The organism is Pseudomonas sp. p106, assembly GCF_003936645.1.
GTDB lineage: Bacteria > Pseudomonadota > Gammaproteobacteria > Pseudomonadales > Pseudomonadaceae > Aquipseudomonas > Aquipseudomonas putida_E.
In genome coordinates this window covers 17807-37625 of record NZ_RHQR01000006.1, presented here as the reverse complement: position 1 = coordinate 37625, position 19819 = coordinate 17807, and the positions used below count along the sequence as shown (strand labels likewise).

Genomic DNA, 19819 nt, shown 5'->3' with positions numbered 1-19819 from the left:
ACAACTGCAACCGGCCGCCCGCGCGGCCGCAAGGGAGACCTGCGTGCATACGAAAAGCGATTGGCAGCAGCGCGCTGCAAGGCAAAGCTTCATCACCACGGCGCTGATCGACGGCCGCCCGCTGGCGGCGCAGTCAGGGGTGACCTTTGATGCCATCAACCCGGCCAACCGGCAGTTGCTGGCCCAGGTCGCCGCTTGCGGCGATACCGAAATCGACCAGGCTGTGCGTTCGGCGCGTCGCGCCTTCGAGCAAGGCCCCTGGGCGCGCATGGCACCTGCGGCACGCAAGGGCGTGTTGCTGCGCTTGGCCGAACTGATGATGGCCCACCGCGAGGAGCTGGCGTTGCTCGACTCGCTGAACATGGGCAAGCCGGTGATGGACGCCTACACCATCGATGTGCCCGGCGCGGCCAACGTATTCGCCTGGTACGGCGAGGCGCTGGATAAGGTCTACGATCAGGTCGCGCCAACCGCAGGCAATGCCCTGGCCACGGTCACGCGCGAAGCGCTGGGCGTGGTCGGCGCCGTGGTGCCGTGGAATTTCCCGCTGGACATGGCTGCCTGGAAGGTCGCCCCGGCGCTGGCCGCCGGCAACAGCGTGGTGCTCAAACCCGCCGAGCAGTCGCCGTTCTCGGCCCTGCGCCTGGCCCAACTGGCGCTTGAGGCAGGCGTGCCCGAAGGTGTGCTGAACGTGGTGCCGGGCCTGGGTGAAAGCGCTGGCCGTGCCCTTGGCCTGCACCCGGATGTGGATTGCCTGGTGTTCACCGGCTCCACCCAGGTGGGCAAGTACTTCATGCAGTACTCGGCGCAATCCAACCTCAAGCAGGTATGGCTGGAGTGTGGCGGCAAGAGCCCGAACCTGGTGTTCGACGACTGTCAGGACCTGGACCTGGCAGCGGAGAAAGCGGCCTTCGGCATCTTCTTCAACCAGGGCGAAGTGTGCTCTGCCAATTCGCGCTTGTATGTGCAGCGCTCGGTCCACGACGAGTTCGTCGAGCGCCTGCTGGCCAAGGCCCGCCAGTGGCTGCCCGGCGACCCCCTGGACCCGGCCAGCCGCGCCGGTGCCATCGTCGACGACGCCCAGAGCGCACGTGTCATGGCTGCCATCGAGCAGGCCCAGGGCGACGGCGCACGCCTGTTGTGCGGCGGCCAGCGGCTGACCTTCAACGGCTCGAACAACTTCATCGCGCCGACGGTGTTCGCCGACGTGCGCCCGGATTCGGCCCTGGCCCGCGAAGAAGTGTTCGGCCCGGTGCTGGCGATCACTGCCTTTGACGACGAAGCGCAGGCCGTACGCCTGGCCAACGACAGCGTTTATGGCCTGGCCGCTTCGCTGTGGAGCGACGACCTCAACCGCGCCCACCGGGTGGCCCGGCAGTTGAAGGCGGGCACCGTCTCGGTCAACACGGTCGATGCCCTCGATGTGGCGGTGCCCTTTGGCGGCGGCCGCCAGTCGGGCTTTGGCCGCGACCTGTCGCTGCACGCCTTCGACAAGTACACCCAGCTCAAGACCACCTGGTTCCAGCTGCGCTGACCCTCACTCACGGAGAACAACAATGAACGCACCCTTCCAGCCGCAACGCGACACCCGCGACTACCAGGCCAGCGACGCGGCCCACCACATCCACGCTTTCCTAGACCAGAAGGCGCTCAACGCCGAAGGCCCACGGGTCATCACCCGCGGCGAACGCCTGTACCTGTGGGACAACGACGGCAGGCGCTACCTGGACGGCATGTCCGGGCTGTGGTGCACCCAGCTGGGTTACGGGCGCAAGGACCTGACTGCCGCCGCCGCCGCGCAGATGGACCAGCTGGCGTACTACAACATGTTCTTCCACACCACCCACCCGGCGGTGATCGAGCTGTCCGAACTGCTCTTCAGCTTGCTGCCCGGGCACTACAGCCACGCGATCTACACCAACTCCGGCTCCGAGGCCAACGAGGTGTTGATCCGCACCGTGCGCCGTTACTGGCAGGTGGTCGGCCAGCCGAACAAGAAGGTCATGATCGGCCGCTGGAACGGCTACCACGGCTCGACCCTGGCCGCCACAGCGCTGGGCGGCATGAAGTTCATGCACGAGATGGGCGGGCTGATTCCGGATGTGGCACACATCGACGAGCCGTACTGGTACGCCGAGGGTGGCGAGCTGACGCCGGCCGAGTTCGGCCGCCGCTGCGCCTTGCAGCTGGAAGAGAAGATCCTCGAGTTGGGCGCAGAGAATGTCGCAGGCTTTGTGGCCGAGCCGTTCCAGGGCGCGGGCGGCATGATCTTCCCGCCAGAAAGCTACTGGCCGGAAATCCAGCGCATCTGCCGCCAGTATGATGTGCTGCTGTGCGCCGACGAGGTGATCGGTGGCTTTGGCCGTACCGGTGAATGGTTCGCCCACGAGTACTTTGGCTTCGAGCCGGACACCCTGTCCATCGCCAAAGGCCTGACGTCGGGTTACGTGCCCATGGGCGGCCTGGTGCTGAGCAAGCGCATCGCCGAAGCGCTGGTGGAGCGGGGCGGGGTATTCGCCCACGGCCTGACGTATTCCGGGCACCCGGTGGCGGCCGCAGTGGCCATCGCCAACCTCAAGGCGCTGCGCGACGAAGGCATCGTGCGCCAGGTCAAGGACGATACCGGCCCGTACCTGCAGCGCATCCTGCGTGAGGCGTTTGCCAACCATCCGTTGATTGGCCAGGTGCAGGGCGCGGGGCTGGTGGCGGCGTTGCAGTTCGCCGAGGATAAGGGCAGCCGCAAGCGTTACGCCAACGAGAACGACCTGGCCTGGCAGTGCCGCACCTACGGGTTCGAGGAAGGTGTGATCATCCGTTCGACGCTGGGGCGGATGATCATGGCGCCGGCGCTGGTGGCCACGCATGGCGAGCTCGATGAGCTGGTGGACAAGACGCGCATTGCCGTGGACCGGACGGCACGGGGGCTGGGGATTCTGTGATGGTGTAAAGGCGGCCGCTGCGCAGGTCTCGCGGTTGTTGTAGGAGCGGCCTTGTGTCGCGAAAGGGCCGCGAAGCGGCCCCAGGTTTTTGCATCGCTGCTGGTCAGCTGGGGCCGCTTCGCAGCCCTTTCCGACCGGTCCGGCGCCCCGGCAAGGCCGCTCCTACAGGCCACAGGGGCGTGTCACCCTCAGTGCGGTGCCCGCGGGATGGTCTTGAGCAGGTCTTCCGGGCTGATGTGCCCGACCACCTGAGCCACCGCACTGCCGGGTGTCGGCAGGTCGATGATGTGGCTCTTCATCTTGCCGACCACGTGCATTTCGCACGGCTTGCAGTCGAACTTCAGGGTCAGCACTTCATCGCCCTGGATCAACTGCATCGGCGCCACCTTGGTGCGCACGCCGGTCACACCCTTGGCCTGTTTGGGGCACAGGTTGAACGAGAAACGCAGGCAGTGCTTGGTGATCATCACCGGCACTTCGCCGTGCTCCTCGTGCGCTTCGTACGCAGCATCGATCAATTGCACGCCGTGGCGGTGGTAGAAGTCGCGGGCCTTCTGGTTGTAGACGTTGGCCAGGAACGACAGGTGCGACTCCGGGTACACCGGCGGCGGCGTGGTCTCGGCCTTGCGCCCGCCACGCGGGTGGGCCTTGATGCGCGCCTCGGTCAGCGCCTCGATGGCTTCGCGGCGCAGGGCCTTGAGCTGCGAGTTGGGGATGAAGTACGCCTGCGGTGCGTCCAGCACGATGGCATTGGCGTGGTACATCGTGGTACCCAGCTGACCGAGCAGGTCGTGCAACTGGTCCAGGGCCTGCTGCGGCTTGTTGGCTGCGCCGAACGGGCCATCCAGGGCGACCTGCACGCTGACGCCTTCCTCACTGCAGACGCTGAGCATCAGGCGCTGCTCGGTGAGCACGGCGTGCCACTCCACACCTACCCGGCGCTCGGCCGAGGTGCGCTGCAGGGCCTGCTGCCAGTTGTGGTCCAGGTTGCGCGACAGCGGGTGGTTGGGCCGCAGCTTGTGCAGGCCCTCGGGCATCTCGTTGGGTTCGACCCGGTAGCGGTAGCGCTTGTGGCCGTCTTCTTCGAACTCGCCACGCGGCTCGGCGATGTTGGCACGGAAGCCCACCACGTCACGCTTGACCAGCACGTTGAGGCCGTCGCCGTTGGTCAGTGGCACTTCGGTGACCACCTGCAGGTCGCGCTTGCCGACCTTTTCCACCACACCTACCGGCAGGCCGGTGAAGGTTGGTGAGTCGAAGGCGCCGATGTCCACCTTGCGGTCGGTGACGAAGTAGTCGGTGCTGCCGCGGTGGAAGGTCTTGTCCGGGTCGGGTACGAAGAAGTGCTCGGTGCGGCCGCTGGAGGCGCGGGCCAGGCCCGGGCGGTCTTCGAGAATGGCGTCGAGTTCTTTGCGGTAGTGGGCGGTGATGTTCTTCACATAGCCCATGTCCTTGTAGCGGCCCTCGATCTTGAACGAGCGTACGCCGGCATCGACCAGGTCGCGCAGGTTGGCGGTCTGGTTGTTGTCTTTCATCGACAGCAGGTGCTTCTCGAACGCCACCACACGGCCCTGGTCGTCCTTGAGGGTGTACGGCAGGCGGCAGGCCTGCGAGCAGTCGCCACGGTTGGCGCTGCGGCCGGTCTGGGCGTGGGAAATATTGCACTGGCCGGAGAAGGCCACGCACAGCGCGCCGTGGATGAAGAACTCGATGGCCGCGTCGGTTTCGGCGGCGATGGCGCGGATCTGCTGCAGGTTCAGTTCACGGGCCAGTACCAGCTGGGAGAAGCCGGCCTGGTCGAGGAACTTGGCCCGTTCCAGGGTACGGATGTCGGTCTGGGTGCTGGCATGCAGCTCGATAGGCGGGATGTCCAGTTCCATCACCCCCAGGTCCTGCACGATCAGCGCATCGACGCCGGCGTCGTACAGCTGATGGATAAGCTTGCGCGCCGGTTCCAGCTCGTTGTCGTGCAGGATGGTGTTGATGGTGGTGAACACGCGGGCGTGGTAGCGCCGGGCGAATTCTACCAGCTCGGCGATTTCGCCCACTTCGTTGCAGGCGTTGTGGCGTGCGCCGAAGCTCGGGCCACCGATGTAGATGGCGTCAGCGCCGTGCAGGATCGCTTCACGGGCGATGGCCACGTCACGGGCAGGGCTGAGCAGTTCCAGGTGATTCTTTGGAAGGGACATGTCGTTATAGGTTCGGGCTGTCACGGTAGGGCGGCATTGTAGCGGGGAAATGGGCGGGTGGCATGCTTTGGCTGCCCAGAGGTGTTTTGCCGGTACGGCTTCCCGCTTGGGTTGGGGCCGCTTTGCAGCCCCTGGCGGTGAGGCAACCGCTGTGTCAGCCCTTGGCCGCCATCGCGGTCACTTCGACACGCATTTGCGGGTACGCCAGCGCCGCCACGCCCACGGCAGCGCGCACCGGCCATGGCTTGCTGAAGAAACGCTGGTACACCTCGTTGAAGGCGGCGCGGTCGGCCATGTCGGTGAGGTAGATGGTCAGGTGCATGACGCGGTCCATGCCGCTGCCGGCCTTTTCCAAGGCCTCTTTCAGTGCCTGCAGGGTACTTTCGCTCTGCTGCACGATATCGCCGTCCAGATCGGCTGGAATCTGGGTGGTGACCAGCACGCCGTTGAACTCGGCGACGTCGGAAGAAATGGACTCGGCATCGGAATCCGGGGTGAAGATAATGTTGGCCATAAAGTGTTTTGCCTTGCGACGGAAGTAAGAATTTTCGCCTGACTTTCCGAGACTGTCGATTTTAGCCAACAGAAACGGGGGTTGCGCTTGCCGTGACTACATCATATTACCAAATGATGGATGTGTACGTGGTACACCCGCCAGATGGCTGGAACGCTGGCGCAGCCGGTGACACTGCTGTCGAACATCGCCAGCGAGAATGACCCCCACGCCCGAGGTCCCAACTCGATACTGGACCTGATCAAATACCGCTTGCCAGGCCTGCGCCAAAGCCTGTCGCCAAAGCTCGATGCCCTTGGCGAACCTATGCCGAACCGCACCTATCCTGGCGGTCCGCTCTCAATCGCCGCCCCCATCGCGCAGTCGCAGCAGACCGATGACCCAGTGCGCGTCGAGCTTGGTCGCCTTGGATGGGCACCGGGAAAGCAGAAAGGCGAATTCACTTCCGTCAAGGTCACGCATGTGCTGACCCCTGAATAGCTCCACGAACGCGACGAAATCACCGGCCAGCTCATCCTCCGCGATGCTAACGCCCTGATGCACAGCAAGGCGTGGCAGGCCCTGGACAAGGTCGTTACTAAAGCCCGCAACGCGGTCAAGGTCACGCTGATTCCCCTGGTCACGGCTGGCAAACGCGGCCCGCTCGACCGTTTGAAGCAAGCCATCCAGCAGCGGGAGGCCCGCAAATGAACCCCTACGGCGAAGCACAACAAGCCATTGAGGCCGCACAGAAACGCGTCGACGAACTGATGGACGCGCAGAAATTCTTGGATGCCGAACGCGAAGTCGCACGCCTTGCACTGCGAAATGCGCACGCAGCACTACAGCGCCTCAAGTCCGCTGACAGTCGCCTCCAGTCCAACGCCCGCAAGTCCGAACTCGACCATATGCGCGCCCAGCTGGACGCCCTCAATGGAGGTATTGCATCGTGACTCACTCCACGCATGAACATTTACAGCAGTTGCGCCTCGACGCGAAGCTGCACAGCCTTGACACCAGACGCGCCAAGATCGAGCGGGGCACTGGCGACGTGTTCGCTGTGCACTTGCCACGACCGGTGTGGAACATCAGCAGCGTGACCGACGAGAAGGGGCCGTCCATTGTTGAGTGCCGCTCTGCACCTGAGGCGGAGGGCACACTGCTCAGTTGGTTGCTGAAGCTCACTCGCGCCGAGCGCCTGGCCTGCCGTCAGGGAAAGTCAGAAGCCTGCACCACGTGGGAAGATGGTGGATGACTGATGTGCACATGTGGCGCTAGGGATGGCGCCGTCACCCAGACGTGGATTGTGTCTTTGCGATCATGATCCAGTCGTCAAACAGCGAGTAGTCAAAGCTCTCAGCTCGCGTCCTACCTTCGGCGTCCTTGTAAGCCACAAGCATAATGCCCTCTCGGTGGCGGTCTTCCGGTCGAATATGAATCGAGAACTGAGCGCTGCTGTTTGTGCGGATGCCATCAAGATACCCACCGCTCCAGTCAGGGAAAGGTGGCTCAAAAGAAACCTCAACGTCGTAGGCGTTGGCCCCGGTGTTCGTGAGGTTTATGGTGTTCGACATGTGCCCAGTGCCACCCGTAACCATCTTGACTTTGGCTGTGAAGACAGCCCTAAGCGCTCGGTCTTTCTCGTCGAGTTGGTGCTCGAACGCCTCTCGCTGCGCCTCGATCTGCTGGCTTGCGGCTTCCGCCATGCTCCTCAACTCTACGGCCTGCAGCTGGAGCGCTTCGGTGCCTTGGCGCAGTTCCTCACCTTGTTGCAGAAAGCCCAGCACCAACCACATGAATGCTACCGGCCCGAAAGCACCGGCGAGGAAGTCGCCGACCTCGTTCAAGGGCATGGTCATAAGTGAGTCGACGCGGCCCCCGATCAGTGGGAGCACAAAGGCGAAGTAGGACAGCGTAAGTGCGGTGCCGATTGCCCCGAGGTGGTTGCGCACACGCCAGCGCTTCGGCCAGCAGTAGAGCGCGAAGAGTTTCAGCAGCGCGGTCACCAGGACGGCGACAATCACGCCAATAGTGATCTCTGTCGACAGCGGTAGCGCCGGTTCAGGCACAACGGGTGGTGTGCTCCAGAACACGCCCGCCGATGGTTCCCACAATCCTGCCATTACCCTCTCCACCAGCACCGCGACCATTACGTGGCAAATAGCCAGCGATCATAGCGGCAGGGGGCAGGCGTCCGCTACTCTCGGCTTGGCACATGTGCAGAGGTATACCGCGCAGGGAACATCTACAATGCCTCACTCTCTGTGATCGGCTCTCCGATGCATCGGTCGAATATGTGAGCCAGCCACCCGTCGTCACCAAGGTAAGACCGTATATTGGCATTGACCCATTCCTCGCTATCCACCAGCTCCCAGTTGATAGAGTATCCGGCATTGACAATGAGCCACTCAAACAGGATTCGCTGTGTGCGCCCATTACCTTCCCGAAAAGGGTGCACAACGTTTAGTGTGCCGTAAGACTCCGCTACTGCAACCACCAAGTCGGTTCGCGAATACCCTTCAAACCATCCAACAGCACCCATCTTCGTGAATTCCCTTGCCGCTTCCGGCGCTATGCGCTCGGGGCTACAGAAGCGGGTTTCGTCCTTGCTGATCGCGCTGAAACGGACCTCGCCGGCCCAGCTATAGACCTGAGAAAACAGAGCACGGTGGATTTGTTTGAGGGAGTTCAGGCTGTAGGGCGGTGGCGTGAACTCCATGGTGGATGCTGCCACTGCGCTAAGATAGCGCTCGGCGTCCTCTAAGTCGTCAGGGTCGCGCAAGTCGAGCAGGTTGATTAGGACGTCCGTGCCCGGATAGCAGTCCGTGTCTTGGCCGGAACCGTACTTGTCCCGCCTCAAGCCTTGATCTGCCGCACAGCCTTGAGCGCTGCGGCACGGGTTGGCAGCTTGATCTCGTCTTCACCTTTCTGCACCCATACACCCTCAAGGCGCAGGCTGGCTGCATAGTTGGCCTTGCGGTGCTTGGCGAACCACGCTTTCTTGGCTTCCAAACTGAGCTTTTCCATATCCATACCTTTGGCTGCTTGTACTGCGATTGTAGCCGATCTATTTGCACTACTGGGATACCGCCTGTGCCCTTCAATCGACGCCGCTGGTGGTGACTGATGCCACCGGGGAGCACACTGCTGTCAATGTGCTAACCGCTGATTACAGCCCTTGCCACGCCCGGCCCCGGCATGCCCCTCCCGGCCTTGCCATGCCATACCTCGTCGAAAGCTAAACCCACGCCTACCTGACCCGTCGCATGAACAACCACAGGCTGACCAGCAACCAGCCCGCAATGTTCGGCATCGAGTACAGACCAAACTCCAGCCCCATCAGCACGTACGCCAGAAGCCATACATGTGCCCACAGCAGCGCGCCCACCAGTAGCGCCGCGAACGCTTCGGCGAAGTGCTGAACGTTGCGCACCACCCAGCTCCAGGCAAACGAAACTGGCATGAGGATGCAGCAAGCCGCGAAGCCATATGCACCAGCGGCCATGATGTTCGTCGGTGTGGCGTCAGCTATCCAGGCGAACAGCGCCGCGAACGCCGCCCAAAACACGCCCCCGCCTAGGGTCCAACGCCAAGCGGACTGGGGGTGTCGCTGCGCTCTTACGGCACTGTCGTGGTGAAGCAAATACGGTTCATGCGGGTTCTGTAGGTGCCTGGGTGGGTTTCCTCTGCGCTGCGCGGGCGAGGATCCAGGCATCGACCTCGCTTTTCAGCCAAGCGATCTTGGCCGGCCGACCATCGGCACGCATGGAGAGCACCACGAACCGCGGGAAGCCCGGCAAACGCACCAGTGTCTGGCGTTCGAGGCCAGTCGCCTTCTCGACGAGGCGGGTGGGCAGCAGTTCATCGACGGTGCGTTGGCTTTCAGTGACTTCGGCTTGGCTCATCTTGGTCGCTCCCGCGCTGGTAATGCATTTGAGGGTATGCAATCAGGTGGCTTGCGCTGAGATCACCGTACTAGGCGGGGTGAGGTAGGCGAGGGTGCACTTGCGACGGAAGGAAAGCCGCAAGCCTACGCGAGCACGGCGCAGGGGTCGAGCCACAGGGCACCGCTTGGCCCGCGCGCATTGTAATACCGCGCCACGGCGGTCAGAATCGCGCCGATTGTTGAGCAAGGGGCTTGAGTTGAACGAACAGACATTGTCGATGCGCCTGGAGCGTGTGGCGGCGCATGTGCCGCAAGGCGCGCGCCTGGCCGATATCGGCTCGGACCACGGCTACCTGCCGGTGGCGCTGGCGCTGCGTGGCGCGATCGAAGCAGGTGTGGCCGGGGAAGTGGCGCAAACGCCGTATGCTTCGGCCCAGCGCAATGTACGCCGCAACGGCCTGCAGGAGCGCATCACCATCCGCCTGGCCGATGGCCTGGAGGCGATCCAGGCGCAGGACCGCATCTCGGCGGTGAGTATCTGCGGCATGGGCGGCGACACCATGTGCGAAATCCTGGAGCGGGGCAAGGCACGCCTGAGCGGCAGCGAGCGGTTGATCCTGCAGCCCAATGGCGGTGAGGGTGAACTACGGGCCTGGCTGATGGCCAACGGCTACCGGATTGTCTGCGAAGAGGTGTTGCGCGAGAACCGTTTCGACTACGAGATCATCGTTGCCGAGCCGGGCGAGGCAGTCGTCTATAGCGCCGAAGAGCTGTATTTCGGCCCGGTGCTGATGCGGGAGAAAAGCCCGGCGTTCCTCACTAAATGGCAACGCATGCTGCGTCAGAAGCAGCAGACCTTGGCCAACTTCGAACGTGCCCGGGATGCGATCGCGCAACACAAGCTGCAGGACTTTGCCAGGCAGGTTGGCTGGATCACCCAGGTGCTGGCCTGAATCACTGCTGCGAGCAGTTACCCATCTCCTGGTAGTTGACCTCGTGGGTCTGGCCCTGATGGTCGACATAGACCATGTGCGCGGTGCCCACCTGGCAATCGGCAATGTTGCTGGCCGGGGAGATCGACACCACTTTGGCTACATCCAGCGGCATGCCGTATTCGTAGTTGGCGCTGTCGTTGGCGGCCGGCTGGGCGGCGCCTGGGGCGGCCAAGGCGCCGAACGAGGCGAAGGTGGCAGAGAGCGCAAGCAGCGCGATCGAGCGTTTGATGTTCATGGCAGGCTCCTTCTTCAATGTTTTACCAATGATGTATTGTTTGGCTGTGCACAATAAATGGGCTAAGCCGTGATAGATTCCTGCCTGGAACGTACGAATAAGAACGAACAAGGAGCCGAGCCCCATGGACATGCTGCACGCCATGCGCACCTTCACCCGGGTAGTGGAGTGCGGCAGCTTCGCTGCGGCTGCCAATGCCCTGGACATTTCAGCCGCGCAGGTATCGCGGATCGTCGCCGAGCTTGAGAATCAGCTGCAGACTCGCCTGCTGCACCGCACCACCCGGCGCTTGCGCATGAGCGAGGCCGGCGAGCGGTTTCTGGAGCGCTCGCGGCAAATCATGCTGTTGACCGAAGAGGCGGTGGGCGAAGCGCGTGGCGCGCACCTGACCCCCCGTGGCCGGCTGCGCCTGCATTGCCCGCACGGCCTTGGCCTGTTGCTGATGCCGCTGGTGGCCGGCTACAACGCGCTATGCCCGGAGGTGGTGGTGGAGCTGACCCTGTCCCAGCGCAACCCCGACCCGTTGGCCGAAGGGCACGATGTGGTGATCACCGTGGACGACGCGTTGCCCGACTCGCAGCTGATCGCTGTGCCGCTGGGTACCATCTTCAGCATCCCCTGCGCCGCGCCCAGTTACCTGGAGGCCCATGGTGTGCCCGAGCGGCCCGAAGACCTGCATGAGCACCGCTGCCTGCGCATGGCGTACCCGATGTATGAGGGCGACTGGGTGTTTCCCCAAGGGCTGGACCATTGCGTGATCGCGCCGCGCGACAGCTTCCTGACCAACGTCGCCGACGCGATGCTGGTGGCCAGTGAACTGGGCATGGGCATCGGGCTGCTGCCGTTCTACACGGCCAGCCAGGCGATCGAGCAAGGGCGCTTGCGGCGGTTGTTGGCACCTTACCGGTTGCGTGAGTGTGCGTTGTACGCAATGTACCCGTCGCGGCACTATCTGGATGCCAAGGTGCGGACCTGGATCGATTACCTCAAGGAGCAGTTGCCGGCGCTGTTTGCAGGGCATGAACAGATTGTCGATGACACGCAGTACTGGCGCTGAGTCGATGCCGGCCCTGTCACCGGCAGGCTCAGAGCGCTGAATCATCCCTGCCAGCCGCCTCCAAGGGTCTTGTACAGCGTCACCCGGTTGACCTGCTCGGCGAGCTGCAGGCTGATCAGCCCCTGCTGCGCCGAATACAGGGAGCGCTGCGCGTCCAGTACATCGAGAAAGCTGTTCGCACCCTGCTTGTACAAGGCCATGGCCAGGTCGTAGCTGGTATGGGTGGCCTCGCTCAGGTTGCGCTGGGCGTCCAGCCGCTCGTTGACGTGGGCGCGCACGGCGAGGGCATCGGCCACTTCGCTGAAAGCGGTCTGCAAGGTCTTCTCGTAGGTGGCCACTTCGATCTCGCGGCTGACCTTGGCAGCATCCAGGCTGGCGCGGTTGCTGCCGGTATTGAAGATCGGCAGGTTGATCGACGGGGCAAAACTCCAGGCTGCGCTGCCCGACTTGAACAGCCCGGACAACTCGCTGCTGGCGCTGCCGCCGGTGGCCGTCAGGGTCACTCTGGGGAAGAACGCCGCTCGCGCCGCGCCAATATCGGCGTTGGCCGCCTTGAGTGTGTGCTCGGCAGCGAGTACGTCCGGGCGACGTTGCAGCAGCGTCGACGGCAGGCCCGCCGGAACGCTGACCAGCAACGCTGCATCGAGCGGTGTGATGCCCGGCAACTGGGCGTCACCCAGGCGCTGGCCGACCAGCAACTCCAGGGCGTTGCGGTCCTGTTCGACCTGGCTGGCATAGTTCGCCGCATCGGCGCGGGCTGACTCCACGGTGCTGCGCGCCTGAGCCAGGCTCACCCCTGACTCACCGCCCAGGCCGTGGCTCTGCTGCACCAGGGCATAGGTTTTCTGCTGGCTCGCGTAGGTGTCGTTGGCCAGCGTGAGCAGTTGCTGGTCGGCAGCCAGGGTCATCCAGGCACTGGCCACTTCGGCCACCAGGCTGAGCTGCGTGCTGCGGCGGGTCTGCTCCAGTGCCAGGTAGTCTTCCAGGGCGGCGTCCTTGAGGTTACCCAGCCGCCCGAACAGGTCCAGTTCGTAGTTGCTGATGCCAAGGCCCACGCTGTACTGGCTGCTGACCGTCGTGCTGCCGTTGGACAGCGCGCGCTGGCGGGTGCCGTCAGCGCTGGCGGAAACCGCCGGGAACAGCTCGGCGCGCTGGATGCGGTATTGCGCACGCTGGTATTCGACGTTCAGCGCTGCGACCCGCAGGTCGCGGTTGTTGGCCAGTGCCAGGGCCACGGTGTCGCGCAGGCGGGTATCGATGAACAGGGCCTGCCAGCCGATATCGGCGCTGGTTTTGCTGGCGCTGGTGGCCGGCCACTGGTCGGCCACAGGCGCAGCCGGGCGCTGGTAGTCGGGGGCCAGGTTGACGCAGCCGGACAAGGCCAGCGCCAGAAAAAGAGGGGGTAGACGCATCAGGCTTCTCCTGCAACGGTATCAACGGTGGCTGCGCGTCGGCCTGCCAGGCGTTGCACCAGCACATAGAACAATGGGATGAAGAACAGGCCCAGCACGGTGGCGGCGAGCATCCCGCCAAGCACACCGGTGCCGATTGCCTGGCGCCCACCAGCGCCGGCCCCGGTGCTCAGCGCCAGCGGCAGCACACCGAGGATGAATGCCAGCGAGGTCATCAGTACCGGGCGCAGGCGGATGCGCACCGCTTCCAGCGTGGCACTGAGCAGGTCCTGGCCACGCTCGTAACCCTCTTTGGCAAACTCGACGATCAGGATGGCGTTCTTCGCCGCGAGGCCCACCGTGGTCAGCAGGCCGACCTGGAAGTACACATCGTTGGACAGCCCGCGCAGGCCGGTCAGCAGCAATGCCCCGAGGATGCCTACGGGCACCACCAGCATCACCGCGAGCGGCACCGACCAGCTTTCGTACAACGCCGCCAGGCACAGAAACACGAAAAGGATCGAAATGGCGTACAGCAATGGCGCCTGGTTGCCGGCCAGGCGCTCCTGATACGACTGCCCGGCCCAGGCGTAGCCGATGCCATCCGGCAGTTGCGCCATGATCTGCTCGACGGCGGCCATGGCCTCTCCGGAGCTGACCCCGGCGGCCGGCTCACCCACCAGTTCGTAGGCGCCAAAGCCGTTGAAGCGTTCCAGCAGTGGCGAGGCGGTACCCCAGTACGTGCTGGTGAAAGCTGACAGCGCAACCATGGCGTCGCTGTCGTTACGCACATACCAGGCGCCGATGTCCTCGGCCTGCATGCGCTGGTCGGCTTCGCCTTGCAGGTAGACTTTCTTGACCCGGCCGGCATCGAGGAAGTCGTTCACATAGCTGCCGCCCATCACCGTGCTCAGGGTGTCGTTGATGTCGCTGGCCGCAACACCCATGGCACCGGCCTTGCGATCGTCGATGGCGACATTCAGTTGCGGTGTATCTTCCAAGCCTTGTGCCCGCACGTTGGCCAGGCGCGGGTCCTTCGCCGCCAGGGCGATGAACTGGTCACGTGCCTTGAGCAGTTGAGCGTGGCCGAGGCCGGAAAGGTCCTGCAGTTGCACGTCGAAACCGGAGCTCTGGCCCAAGCCCTGAATGGCCGGCGGGGCGATGACGAACACATTGGCGTCGAGTATCTTCGACAAGGCCATGTTGGCCCGCCGCGCCACGGCTGCGGCGCTGTGCGCCTCACCCTGGCGCTCGCTCCAGTCCTTGAGCTTGACGAAAGCGCGCCCGGCGTTCTGCGCGTTGCCGCCGTTGCCCAGGCCGCGCACGGTCAGCAACGAGGCCACTTCCGGCTGTTGCAACATGTAGTCCTGGACCTGACGGCTGACGGCTTGCAGACGTTCATCGGTGCCGCCCACAGGCAGGGTCATCTGCATCATCAGCATGCCCTGGTCTTCCTCTGGCAGGAACGCGCTAGGCAGTTTGTGGAACATCAGCGCGACGCCGCCAAGGACCATGACGTACACCACCAGGCCGCGCAACGGCCGCATCAGCACCTTGCCCACGGCTTGCTGGTAGCGCAGCGAGGTACGTTCGAAGGTGCGGTTGAACCAGCCGAAGAAGCCACCGGCCGGTTTGCCATGGGCCCGCACTGGCTTGAGCAAGGTTGCGCAAAGCGCCGGGGTCAGGGTCATCGCCACCAGCACCGAAAGGGCCATCGCTGCGACCATGGTCACCGAGAACTGCCGGTAGATCACCCCAGTGGAGCCGCCGAAGAAGGCCATGGGTACGAACACCGCCGACAGCACCACAGCGATGCCCACCAGGGCGCCGCTGATTTCGCCCATCGACTGGCGTGTCGCCTCGCGGGGCGACAAGCCCTTTTCGGCCATGATGCGTTCGACGTTTTCCACCACCACGATGGCATCGTCCACCAGCAAGCCGATGGCCAGCACCATGCCGAACATGGTCAGGGTATTGATCGAGTAACCGAGCAAAGCCAGTACGCCGAACGTACCCAGCAATACCACCGGTACGGCAATCGCCGGGATCAGCGTGGCGCGCAGGTTCTGCATGAACAAGTACATGATCAGCACCACCAGCACGATGGCCTCGAACAGGGTCTTGACCACTTCTTCGATTGAAATCTTTACGAATGGCGCAGTGTTGTAAGCCACCTCGCTATGCAGTTGCAGCTTGCTGGGGAAGAACTGCTCAAGTTCGCCGAGCTTGGCCTGTACCGCCTCGGCCACATCCAGTGCGTTGGCCCCGGTTGCCAGGCTGACGGCCAGGCCACCAGAAGGGCGGCCATTGTGCTCGGCGACCACGTCGTAGCTTTCGCTGCCCAGCTCTACCCGGGCCACGTCGGCCAGGGTCACCACTGCGCCAGAACTGGCGTACTTGAGCACCAGTTCGCGGAACTGCGCGGCGGTCTGCAGCTTGCTGCGGGCACTGATGGTTGCATTGAGCTGCTGGCCGGCGCGAGCGGGCAGGGCACCAAGCTGGCCGGCTGATGTATCGATGTTCTGCGCCTGCAGCGCGCTGCTCACGTCCGAAGGCATCAGTGCGTACTGCTTGAGCTTGTCCGGGTCGAGCCAGATACGCATGGCGTAGCTCGAGCCCAAGGTGGTCACCTGGCCGACGCCACTGACCCGGCTGATCTGGTCATAAAGCGTGCTGGAGATGAAGTCGCTGATGTCGGTGGCGCTGACGTCGGGGTTGTCCGACACCAGCGAGAGGATGATCAGAAAATCGCTGGCCGAGTTGCGAATCTTGATGCCCTGCTGCTGCACCGTATCCGGCAGGCGTGCCTTGGCCTGTTCCAGCTTGGTCTGCACCAGCATCTGCGCAGTGTTGATGTCGGTGCCGGCCTCGAAGGTCAGGGTGATGCTGGCGCTGCCGGCCGAGCTGCTGCTCGAGGCCATGTAGGTCAGGCCGTCAAGGCCGGTCATCTGCTGCTCGATGACCTGGGTCACCGAGTCTTCCATGGTCTTGGCCGAGGCGCCGGTGTAGGTCGCGCTCAGGGTGACCTGGGGCGGCGCGATATTGGGGTACTGGGCCAGCGGCAGCTGGAAGATGGCCAAGCCGCCGCCGAGCATCACCAGGATGGCGAGAACCCAGGCGAAAATTGGCCGGTCAATGAAGAAACGTGCCATGTCAAAGGCCTCGGTCGCTTTCGTTGTGGGCGGTCAGGGCGCTGTCCTGCACCTGGACCTGTTGGCCAACGCGAACCTTCTGCAGGCCTTGCACGATCAGCTGATCGCCCGCCGCCAGGCCCTGGCTGACCCACCAGCGGTTGCCCACGGCCCGGGCCAGGGTCAGCGCGCGTTGCTGCACTTTGCCGTCCACCACTACCAGCGCGGTGGCGTCACCGCGTTCATCACGGCTCACGGCCTGCTGGGGTACCAGGATGGCGTCCTGTTGCACACCCTCCTGCAGTGTCGCCTTGAGGTACATGCCTGGTAGCAGCAGGCCCTCAGGGTTGGGCACCAGGGCGCGCAAGGTTACGCTGCCGGTGCTTTCATCGACGCTCACGCCATTGAAGGTGAGGGTGCCTTCGTGGGCATAGGTGCTGCCGTCTTCCAGCTCCAGGCTGATGCGCGCGGCGTCCTTTTGCTCGCTGGGCGCCAGCTTGCCTTCTGCCAGCTCGCGCTTGAGGCGCAGCAGGGTACCGCTGGGCTGGGTGAAGTCGACGTAGATCGGGTCCAGTTGCTGCACCGTGGTCAGGGCCGTGGTTTGCTCGGCGGTGACCAGCGCACCGGGGGTGACCGACGAGGTGGCGGTACGGCCATCGATCGGTGCGTTGATGCGGGTGTAGTCAAGGTTGATGCGGGCGGTGCGTTGCGCAGCCTGGGCCGACTGCAGGCTGGCGCGTGCCTCGAGCAGGGTGGCCTGGGCGCTCTCGTTGTCTTCGGCGCTGATCGCATCGATCTTCACCAGTTGCGCATCGCGCCGGGCTTTCAGTTCAGATGCCTTTAGCGTGGCGCGCGCGGAGCTTACCGTGGCATCGGCCTGGTCCAGCGCGGCCTGGTAGGGTTGCGGGTCGATCTGGTACAGCGCCTGGCCGGCCTTGACCGTATCGCCTTCATTGAACAGGCGCTTCTGGATGATCCCGCCCACCTGCGGGCGGATCTCGGCAATCAGGCGGGCATTGGCGCGGCCGGGCAGGGTGGTGCTCACGGCCTGCGGGGCGCTGCTCACGTGATACACCGCAACCGCCTGCAGCGGTGCAGGCGCAGCGGTGGCGTCGCCCTCGCGGCAACCACCGATGACGATAATGCCGGCAGTGAGCAGCAGGGCGCGCCCCAGGGGCGAGCGAACAAGAATCAGGGATTGTAATAAAGTAGGCATCGCGGGCTCCGAGCCAGATGATTTCGATGGCGCCAGCGTGCGCGGCAATTGTGCAGGCAATGTGCAGAAATCTGGGAGATTGGCCGGTACGCCTTGCGGGCCCACGAGGGGCGCGCTTCAATGGCGGCATTCCCAGCGTGTCGGCGGTGTCATGAAAGTCAGCCTGTCAAGCAAGTTCTTCTGCGCCATGCTCGCCGTCTGTGCGTTCGCCGTGCTGGGTATGGTGTTCGCCGCCTACCTGAGCCTGAAGTACGGCTTTCTCGGCTACCTCAACCAGCAGGCGGAGGAGCGCATGGAGCGCATCGTGCCGCGCGTCGAACAGGCCTATGCCCGCCATGGCAGTTGGGACTTCATCCGCCGCGACAAGGATCAGTGGTTCGAGCTGCTGCGCCCGGACGACGCGCAGCCGGACAAGACCTTCGACCCCAGGCTGCTGACCGTCTCGGACCTCACCGGTGCGTTCGTGCGCTTTGCCTTGCTCGATGCGCAGCGCCGGCCGATCATCGGCTACCAGCCCGTCGGCAGCGACATGCTGCTGCGCCCCATCCGCCACCAGGGGCAGATCGTAGGCTGGATGGCGCTGGCGCCGTTGCAGTCGGTCACCAGCGTGGGCGATCGGCTTTTCCAGCTCAACCAGTTGCGCTCCAGCCTTTTGATCGGCCTGGCCTGCCTGCTGGCCACTGCGGTGATCGCCTGGTGGCTGAGCCGCGCGCTGCTGCGTCCGATCCGTGAAGTGGCCAGTGCCACCCACCGCCTGGCGGCGGGCGACTATGCCATCCAGTTGCCGGTCCGTTCGGCCGACGAGGCCGGCCAACTGGCCGGTGATTTCAACCGCATGGCGGCCACCCTGGCCAGCAACGAACGCCTGCGCCGCGACTTCATGGCCGACATCTCCCACGAGCTGCGCACACCGCTGGCGGTGATGCGGGCAGAGCTTGAAGCCATGGAGGACGGCATTCGCCCGCTCGATGGCAATGCACTGCGTTCTTTGCAGGGCGAGGTAGCGGCCTTGAGCAAGCTGGTGGATGACCTGTTCGACCTGTCCTTGGCCGAGGTTGGTGGCCCGACTTATCGCCGCGAACGGATCGACTTGTGTGTGCTGTTGCCGGTGGTCGCCGAAGCCTTTGGCGCAAGCTTCGCCGAGCGTGGCCTGGCACTGCGCCTGGAACTGCCGGCGCAGCCGTTGTGGGTGATGGGCGACGAGTCGCGCCTTGGCCAGCTGCTGCACAACCTGCTGGAAAACAGCCGTCGTTACACCGATGCGGGTGGCCATACCGTGTTGCGCGCCTTCCAGGAGGGTGACCAGGTGGTGGTGCAGTGCGAAGACACGTCCCCCGGCGTCGACAGTGCCTCGCTGGCGCGCTTGTTCGAACGCTTTTACCGCGCCGAGCGCTCGCGCAATCGTGCCAGTGGCGGCACCGGCCTGGGCCTGGCGATTTGCCGTGGCATCGCCGAAGTGCATGGTGGCAAGCTCACGGCCAAGGCGTCGGCCATGGGCGGGTTACTATTGGCCGTGGCGCTGCCTGGCGCAGGCGAGCAGGCATGAGCCAGATTCTGTTGGTAGAGGACGAGCCCAAGCTTGCCGCGCTGGTGGCCGATTACCTGCGCGCGGGCGGCTACACGGTCGAGCACATGGCCGACGGCCTGGCGGTCATCCCGGCGATCCGCCAGGGCCATTACGACCTGATGCTGCTCGACCTGATGCTGCCGGGGCGCGACGGCCTGGATATCTGCCGGGAGTTGCGCGGTTTCAGCCATATGCCGCTGATCATGATGACTGCCCGCGTCGATGAGATCGACCGCCTGCTCGGCCTTGAGCTGGGCGCTGACGACTACATCTGCAAGCCGTTTTCGCCCCGTGAACTGGTCGCCCGAGTCAAGGCGGTGCTGCGCCGCGGTGGCATGCAGGCACCGAGCCTGGGCCTGGAGCTGGATACCCGGTCGTTTCAGGCGCGCTACAAAGGGGTGGCGCTGGAGCTGACGCCGGTGGAGTTCCGCATGCTTGCCGCCTTGGCGGCGCGCCCGGGGCAGGTGCTGTCGCGCGACCAGTTGATGAATCACATCTACCAGGACCACCGGGTGGTGGCTGACCGTACCGTGGACAGCCATGTGAAGAACCTGCGGCGCAAGCTGACTGCCATCACACCGGGGCATGACCCGCTCCGGTCGGTGTACGGAGTGGGGTATAGCCTGGAGTTCGAATAACAACGGGGCCGTTGCTTTGGATCTGAGGGGTGCCCCGTATTGGCGCGCTTCGCGATATCCGCCCTGCGTTGGTGCGGGGCCC

General features: G+C 64.2%; 21 protein-coding genes. 10 read left to right on the top strand and 11 right to left on the bottom strand.

The genetic code is table 11. The features are described from left to right. Positions 1–43 precede the first annotated feature (43 nt). Both EGJ09_RS09545 and EGJ09_RS09540 read left to right on the top strand, forming a co-directional pair. Complete coding sequence (locus EGJ09_RS09545) at positions 44–1534, top strand: aldehyde dehydrogenase (RefSeq protein WP_115274638.1); 1491 nt, start codon at positions 44–46, stop codon at positions 1532–1534. A gap of 22 nt (positions 1535–1556) precedes the next feature. Beyond that, positions 1557–2939, top strand: coding sequence for an aspartate aminotransferase family protein (locus EGJ09_RS09540; RefSeq protein WP_125923686.1), 1383 nt, complete (start codon positions 1557–1559; stop codon positions 2937–2939). A gap of 188 nt (positions 2940–3127) precedes the next feature. On the opposite strand, the gene EGJ09_RS09535 is transcribed toward EGJ09_RS09540, so the two are convergent. Both EGJ09_RS09535 and EGJ09_RS09530 read right to left on the bottom strand, forming a co-directional pair. Next, positions 3128–5128: a U32 family peptidase gene (locus EGJ09_RS09535; protein WP_115274640.1), complete on the bottom strand. Its 2001-nt coding sequence runs from the start codon at positions 5126–5128 to the stop codon at positions 3128–3130. Positions 5129–5282: 154 nt separating this feature from the next. Continuing rightward, the gene (locus tag EGJ09_RS09530) at positions 5283–5642 is read right to left on the bottom strand and encodes a RidA family protein (RefSeq protein ID WP_012314719.1); all 360 of its coding nucleotides are present in this window, start codon (positions 5640–5642) and stop codon (positions 5283–5285) included. A gap of 144 nt (positions 5643–5786) precedes the next feature. On the opposite strand from EGJ09_RS09530, the gene EGJ09_RS09525 reads away from it, so the two are divergent. Genes EGJ09_RS09525 through EGJ09_RS09515 form a run of 4 tightly spaced genes read left to right on the top strand, consistent with a single transcriptional unit; the run spans position 5787 to position 6876 of the window. Continuing rightward, positions 5787–6122 (top strand): hypothetical protein, encoded by a 336-nt coding sequence (locus EGJ09_RS09525; RefSeq protein ID WP_125923685.1) that lies wholly within the window; start codon positions 5787–5789, stop codon positions 6120–6122. A 57-nt stretch (positions 6123–6179) separates the two neighbouring features. Further along, the gene (locus EGJ09_RS26435; RefSeq protein WP_158621131.1) at positions 6180–6332 is read left to right on the top strand and encodes a hypothetical protein; all 153 of its coding nucleotides are present in this window, start codon (positions 6180–6182) and stop codon (positions 6330–6332) included. Continuing rightward, positions 6329–6574: a hypothetical protein gene (locus EGJ09_RS09520; RefSeq protein ID WP_125923684.1), complete on the top strand. Its 246-nt coding sequence runs from the start codon at positions 6329–6331 to the stop codon at positions 6572–6574. Before EGJ09_RS26435 ends, EGJ09_RS09520 begins: the two co-directional genes overlap by 4 nt. Continuing rightward, entirely contained in the window at positions 6571–6876 is a 306-nt protein-coding gene (locus tag EGJ09_RS09515; RefSeq protein ID WP_119687132.1) for a hypothetical protein, read from the top strand. The genes EGJ09_RS09520 and EGJ09_RS09515 overlap by 4 nt, the downstream gene beginning before the upstream one ends. Before the next feature lie 34 nt (positions 6877–6910). Here the strand turns inward: EGJ09_RS09515 and EGJ09_RS09510 are convergent, their stop codons facing one another. The 5 genes from EGJ09_RS09510 to EGJ09_RS09490 all read right to left on the bottom strand — a co-directional run bounded on the left by EGJ09_RS09510 (position 6911) and on the right by EGJ09_RS09490 (position 9526). Next, positions 6911–7744 (bottom strand): hypothetical protein, encoded by an 834-nt coding sequence (locus EGJ09_RS09510; protein WP_125923683.1) that lies wholly within the window; start codon positions 7742–7744, stop codon positions 6911–6913. 122 nt (positions 7745–7866) lie between these two features. Beyond that, positions 7867–8340, bottom strand: coding sequence for a Fic family protein (locus EGJ09_RS09505; protein ID WP_305955516.1), 474 nt, complete (start codon positions 8338–8340; stop codon positions 7867–7869). A 137-nt stretch (positions 8341–8477) separates the two neighbouring features. Beyond that, positions 8478–8648, bottom strand: coding sequence for a YhfG family protein (locus EGJ09_RS09500; RefSeq protein ID WP_119687129.1), 171 nt, complete (start codon positions 8646–8648; stop codon positions 8478–8480). 223 nt (positions 8649–8871) lie between these two features. Then, positions 8872–9084: a hypothetical protein gene (locus EGJ09_RS09495; RefSeq protein WP_125923681.1), complete on the bottom strand. Its 213-nt coding sequence runs from the start codon at positions 9082–9084 to the stop codon at positions 8872–8874. A 187-nt stretch (positions 9085–9271) separates the two neighbouring features. Continuing rightward, on the bottom strand, positions 9272–9526 hold the full coding sequence (locus EGJ09_RS09490) for an AlpA family transcriptional regulator (RefSeq protein WP_125923680.1): 255 nt from the start codon (positions 9524–9526) through the stop codon (positions 9272–9274). Between the two features lie 238 nt (positions 9527–9764). On the opposite strand from EGJ09_RS09490, the gene EGJ09_RS09485 reads away from it, so the two are divergent. Then, positions 9765–10460 carry a tRNA (adenine(22)-N(1))-methyltransferase TrmK gene (locus tag EGJ09_RS09485; RefSeq protein ID WP_125923679.1) on the top strand — a complete coding sequence of 232 codons (696 nt, stop codon included), beginning with the start codon at positions 9765–9767 and terminating at the stop codon, positions 10458–10460. 1 nt (position 10461) lies between these two features. On the opposite strand, the gene EGJ09_RS09480 is transcribed toward EGJ09_RS09485, so the two are convergent. After that, entirely contained in the window at positions 10462–10731 is a 270-nt protein-coding gene (locus EGJ09_RS09480; RefSeq protein ID WP_115275533.1) for a DUF2790 domain-containing protein, read from the bottom strand. Between the two features lie 130 nt (positions 10732–10861). Between EGJ09_RS09480 and EGJ09_RS09475 the strand changes: the two genes are divergently transcribed. Next, a complete protein-coding gene (locus EGJ09_RS09475) occupies positions 10862–11794 on the top strand; it encodes a LysR family transcriptional regulator (protein WP_046786027.1) in 933 nt (310 codons plus the stop codon). A gap of 41 nt (positions 11795–11835) precedes the next feature. Here the strand turns inward: EGJ09_RS09475 and EGJ09_RS09470 are convergent, their stop codons facing one another. From EGJ09_RS09470 to EGJ09_RS09460, 3 genes are read right to left on the bottom strand one after another with little or no spacing between them, the layout of a single operon-like run. Then, a complete protein-coding gene (locus tag EGJ09_RS09470) occupies positions 11836–13206 on the bottom strand; it encodes an efflux transporter outer membrane subunit (RefSeq protein ID WP_125923678.1) in 1371 nt (456 codons plus the stop codon). Beyond that, positions 13206–16337 (bottom strand): efflux RND transporter permease subunit, encoded by a 3132-nt coding sequence (locus tag EGJ09_RS09465; protein ID WP_125923677.1) that lies wholly within the window; start codon positions 16335–16337, stop codon positions 13206–13208. Before EGJ09_RS09465 ends, EGJ09_RS09470 begins: the two co-directional genes overlap by 1 nt. A gap of 1 nt (position 16338) precedes the next feature. Continuing rightward, positions 16339–17532 carry an efflux RND transporter periplasmic adaptor subunit gene (locus EGJ09_RS09460; protein ID WP_125923676.1) on the bottom strand — a complete coding sequence of 398 codons (1194 nt, stop codon included), beginning with the start codon at positions 17530–17532 and terminating at the stop codon, positions 16339–16341. 151 nt (positions 17533–17683) lie between these two features. Between EGJ09_RS09460 and EGJ09_RS09455 the strand changes: the two genes are divergently transcribed. Then, positions 17684–19078 carry an ATP-binding protein gene (locus EGJ09_RS09455; protein WP_125923675.1) on the top strand — a complete coding sequence of 465 codons (1395 nt, stop codon included), beginning with the start codon at positions 17684–17686 and terminating at the stop codon, positions 19076–19078. Then, positions 19075–19737, top strand: coding sequence for a response regulator (locus EGJ09_RS09450; protein WP_125923674.1), 663 nt, complete (start codon positions 19075–19077; stop codon positions 19735–19737). Before EGJ09_RS09455 ends, EGJ09_RS09450 begins: the two co-directional genes overlap by 4 nt. Positions 19738–19819: the final 82 nt, after the last annotated feature.

Coding starts and splice junctions, on each gene's coding strand:
- EGJ09_RS09475 (WP_046786027.1), top strand. CDS start 10,862: ATGGACATGCTGCACGCCATGCGCACCTTCACCCGGGTAGTGGAGTGC.
- EGJ09_RS09465 (WP_125923677.1), bottom strand. CDS start 16,337: ATGGCACGTTTCTTCATTGACCGGCCAATTTTCGCCTGGGTTCTCGCC.
- EGJ09_RS09505 (WP_305955516.1), bottom strand. CDS start 8,340: ATGGAGTTCACGCCACCGCCCTACAGCCTGAACTCCCTCAAACAAATC.
- EGJ09_RS26435 (WP_158621131.1), top strand. CDS start 6,180: ATGCACAGCAAGGCGTGGCAGGCCCTGGACAAGGTCGTTACTAAAGCC.
- EGJ09_RS09500 (WP_119687129.1), bottom strand. CDS start 8,648: ATGGAAAAGCTCAGTTTGGAAGCCAAGAAAGCGTGGTTCGCCAAGCAC.
- EGJ09_RS09520 (WP_125923684.1), top strand. CDS start 6,329: ATGAACCCCTACGGCGAAGCACAACAAGCCATTGAGGCCGCACAGAAA.
- EGJ09_RS09495 (WP_125923681.1), bottom strand. CDS start 9,084: ATGCCAGTTTCGTTTGCCTGGAGCTGGGTGGTGCGCAACGTTCAGCAC.
- EGJ09_RS09455 (WP_125923675.1), top strand. CDS start 17,684: ATGAAAGTCAGCCTGTCAAGCAAGTTCTTCTGCGCCATGCTCGCCGTC.
- EGJ09_RS09540 (WP_125923686.1), top strand. CDS start 1,557: ATGAACGCACCCTTCCAGCCGCAACGCGACACCCGCGACTACCAGGCC.
- EGJ09_RS09510 (WP_125923683.1), bottom strand. CDS start 7,744: ATGGCAGGATTGTGGGAACCATCGGCGGGCGTGTTCTGGAGCACACCA.
- EGJ09_RS09535 (WP_115274640.1), bottom strand. CDS start 5,128: ATGTCCCTTCCAAAGAATCACCTGGAACTGCTCAGCCCTGCCCGTGAC.
- EGJ09_RS09525 (WP_125923685.1), top strand. CDS start 5,787: ATGGCTGGAACGCTGGCGCAGCCGGTGACACTGCTGTCGAACATCGCC.
- EGJ09_RS09470 (WP_125923678.1), bottom strand. CDS start 13,206: ATGCGTCTACCCCCTCTTTTTCTGGCGCTGGCCTTGTCCGGCTGCGTC.
- EGJ09_RS09490 (WP_125923680.1), bottom strand. CDS start 9,526: ATGAGCCAAGCCGAAGTCACTGAAAGCCAACGCACCGTCGATGAACTG.
- EGJ09_RS09530 (WP_012314719.1), bottom strand. CDS start 5,642: ATGGCCAACATTATCTTCACCCCGGATTCCGATGCCGAGTCCATTTCT.
- EGJ09_RS09450 (WP_125923674.1), top strand. CDS start 19,075: ATGAGCCAGATTCTGTTGGTAGAGGACGAGCCCAAGCTTGCCGCGCTG.
- EGJ09_RS09460 (WP_125923676.1), bottom strand. CDS start 17,532: ATGCCTACTTTATTACAATCCCTGATTCTTGTTCGCTCGCCCCTGGGG.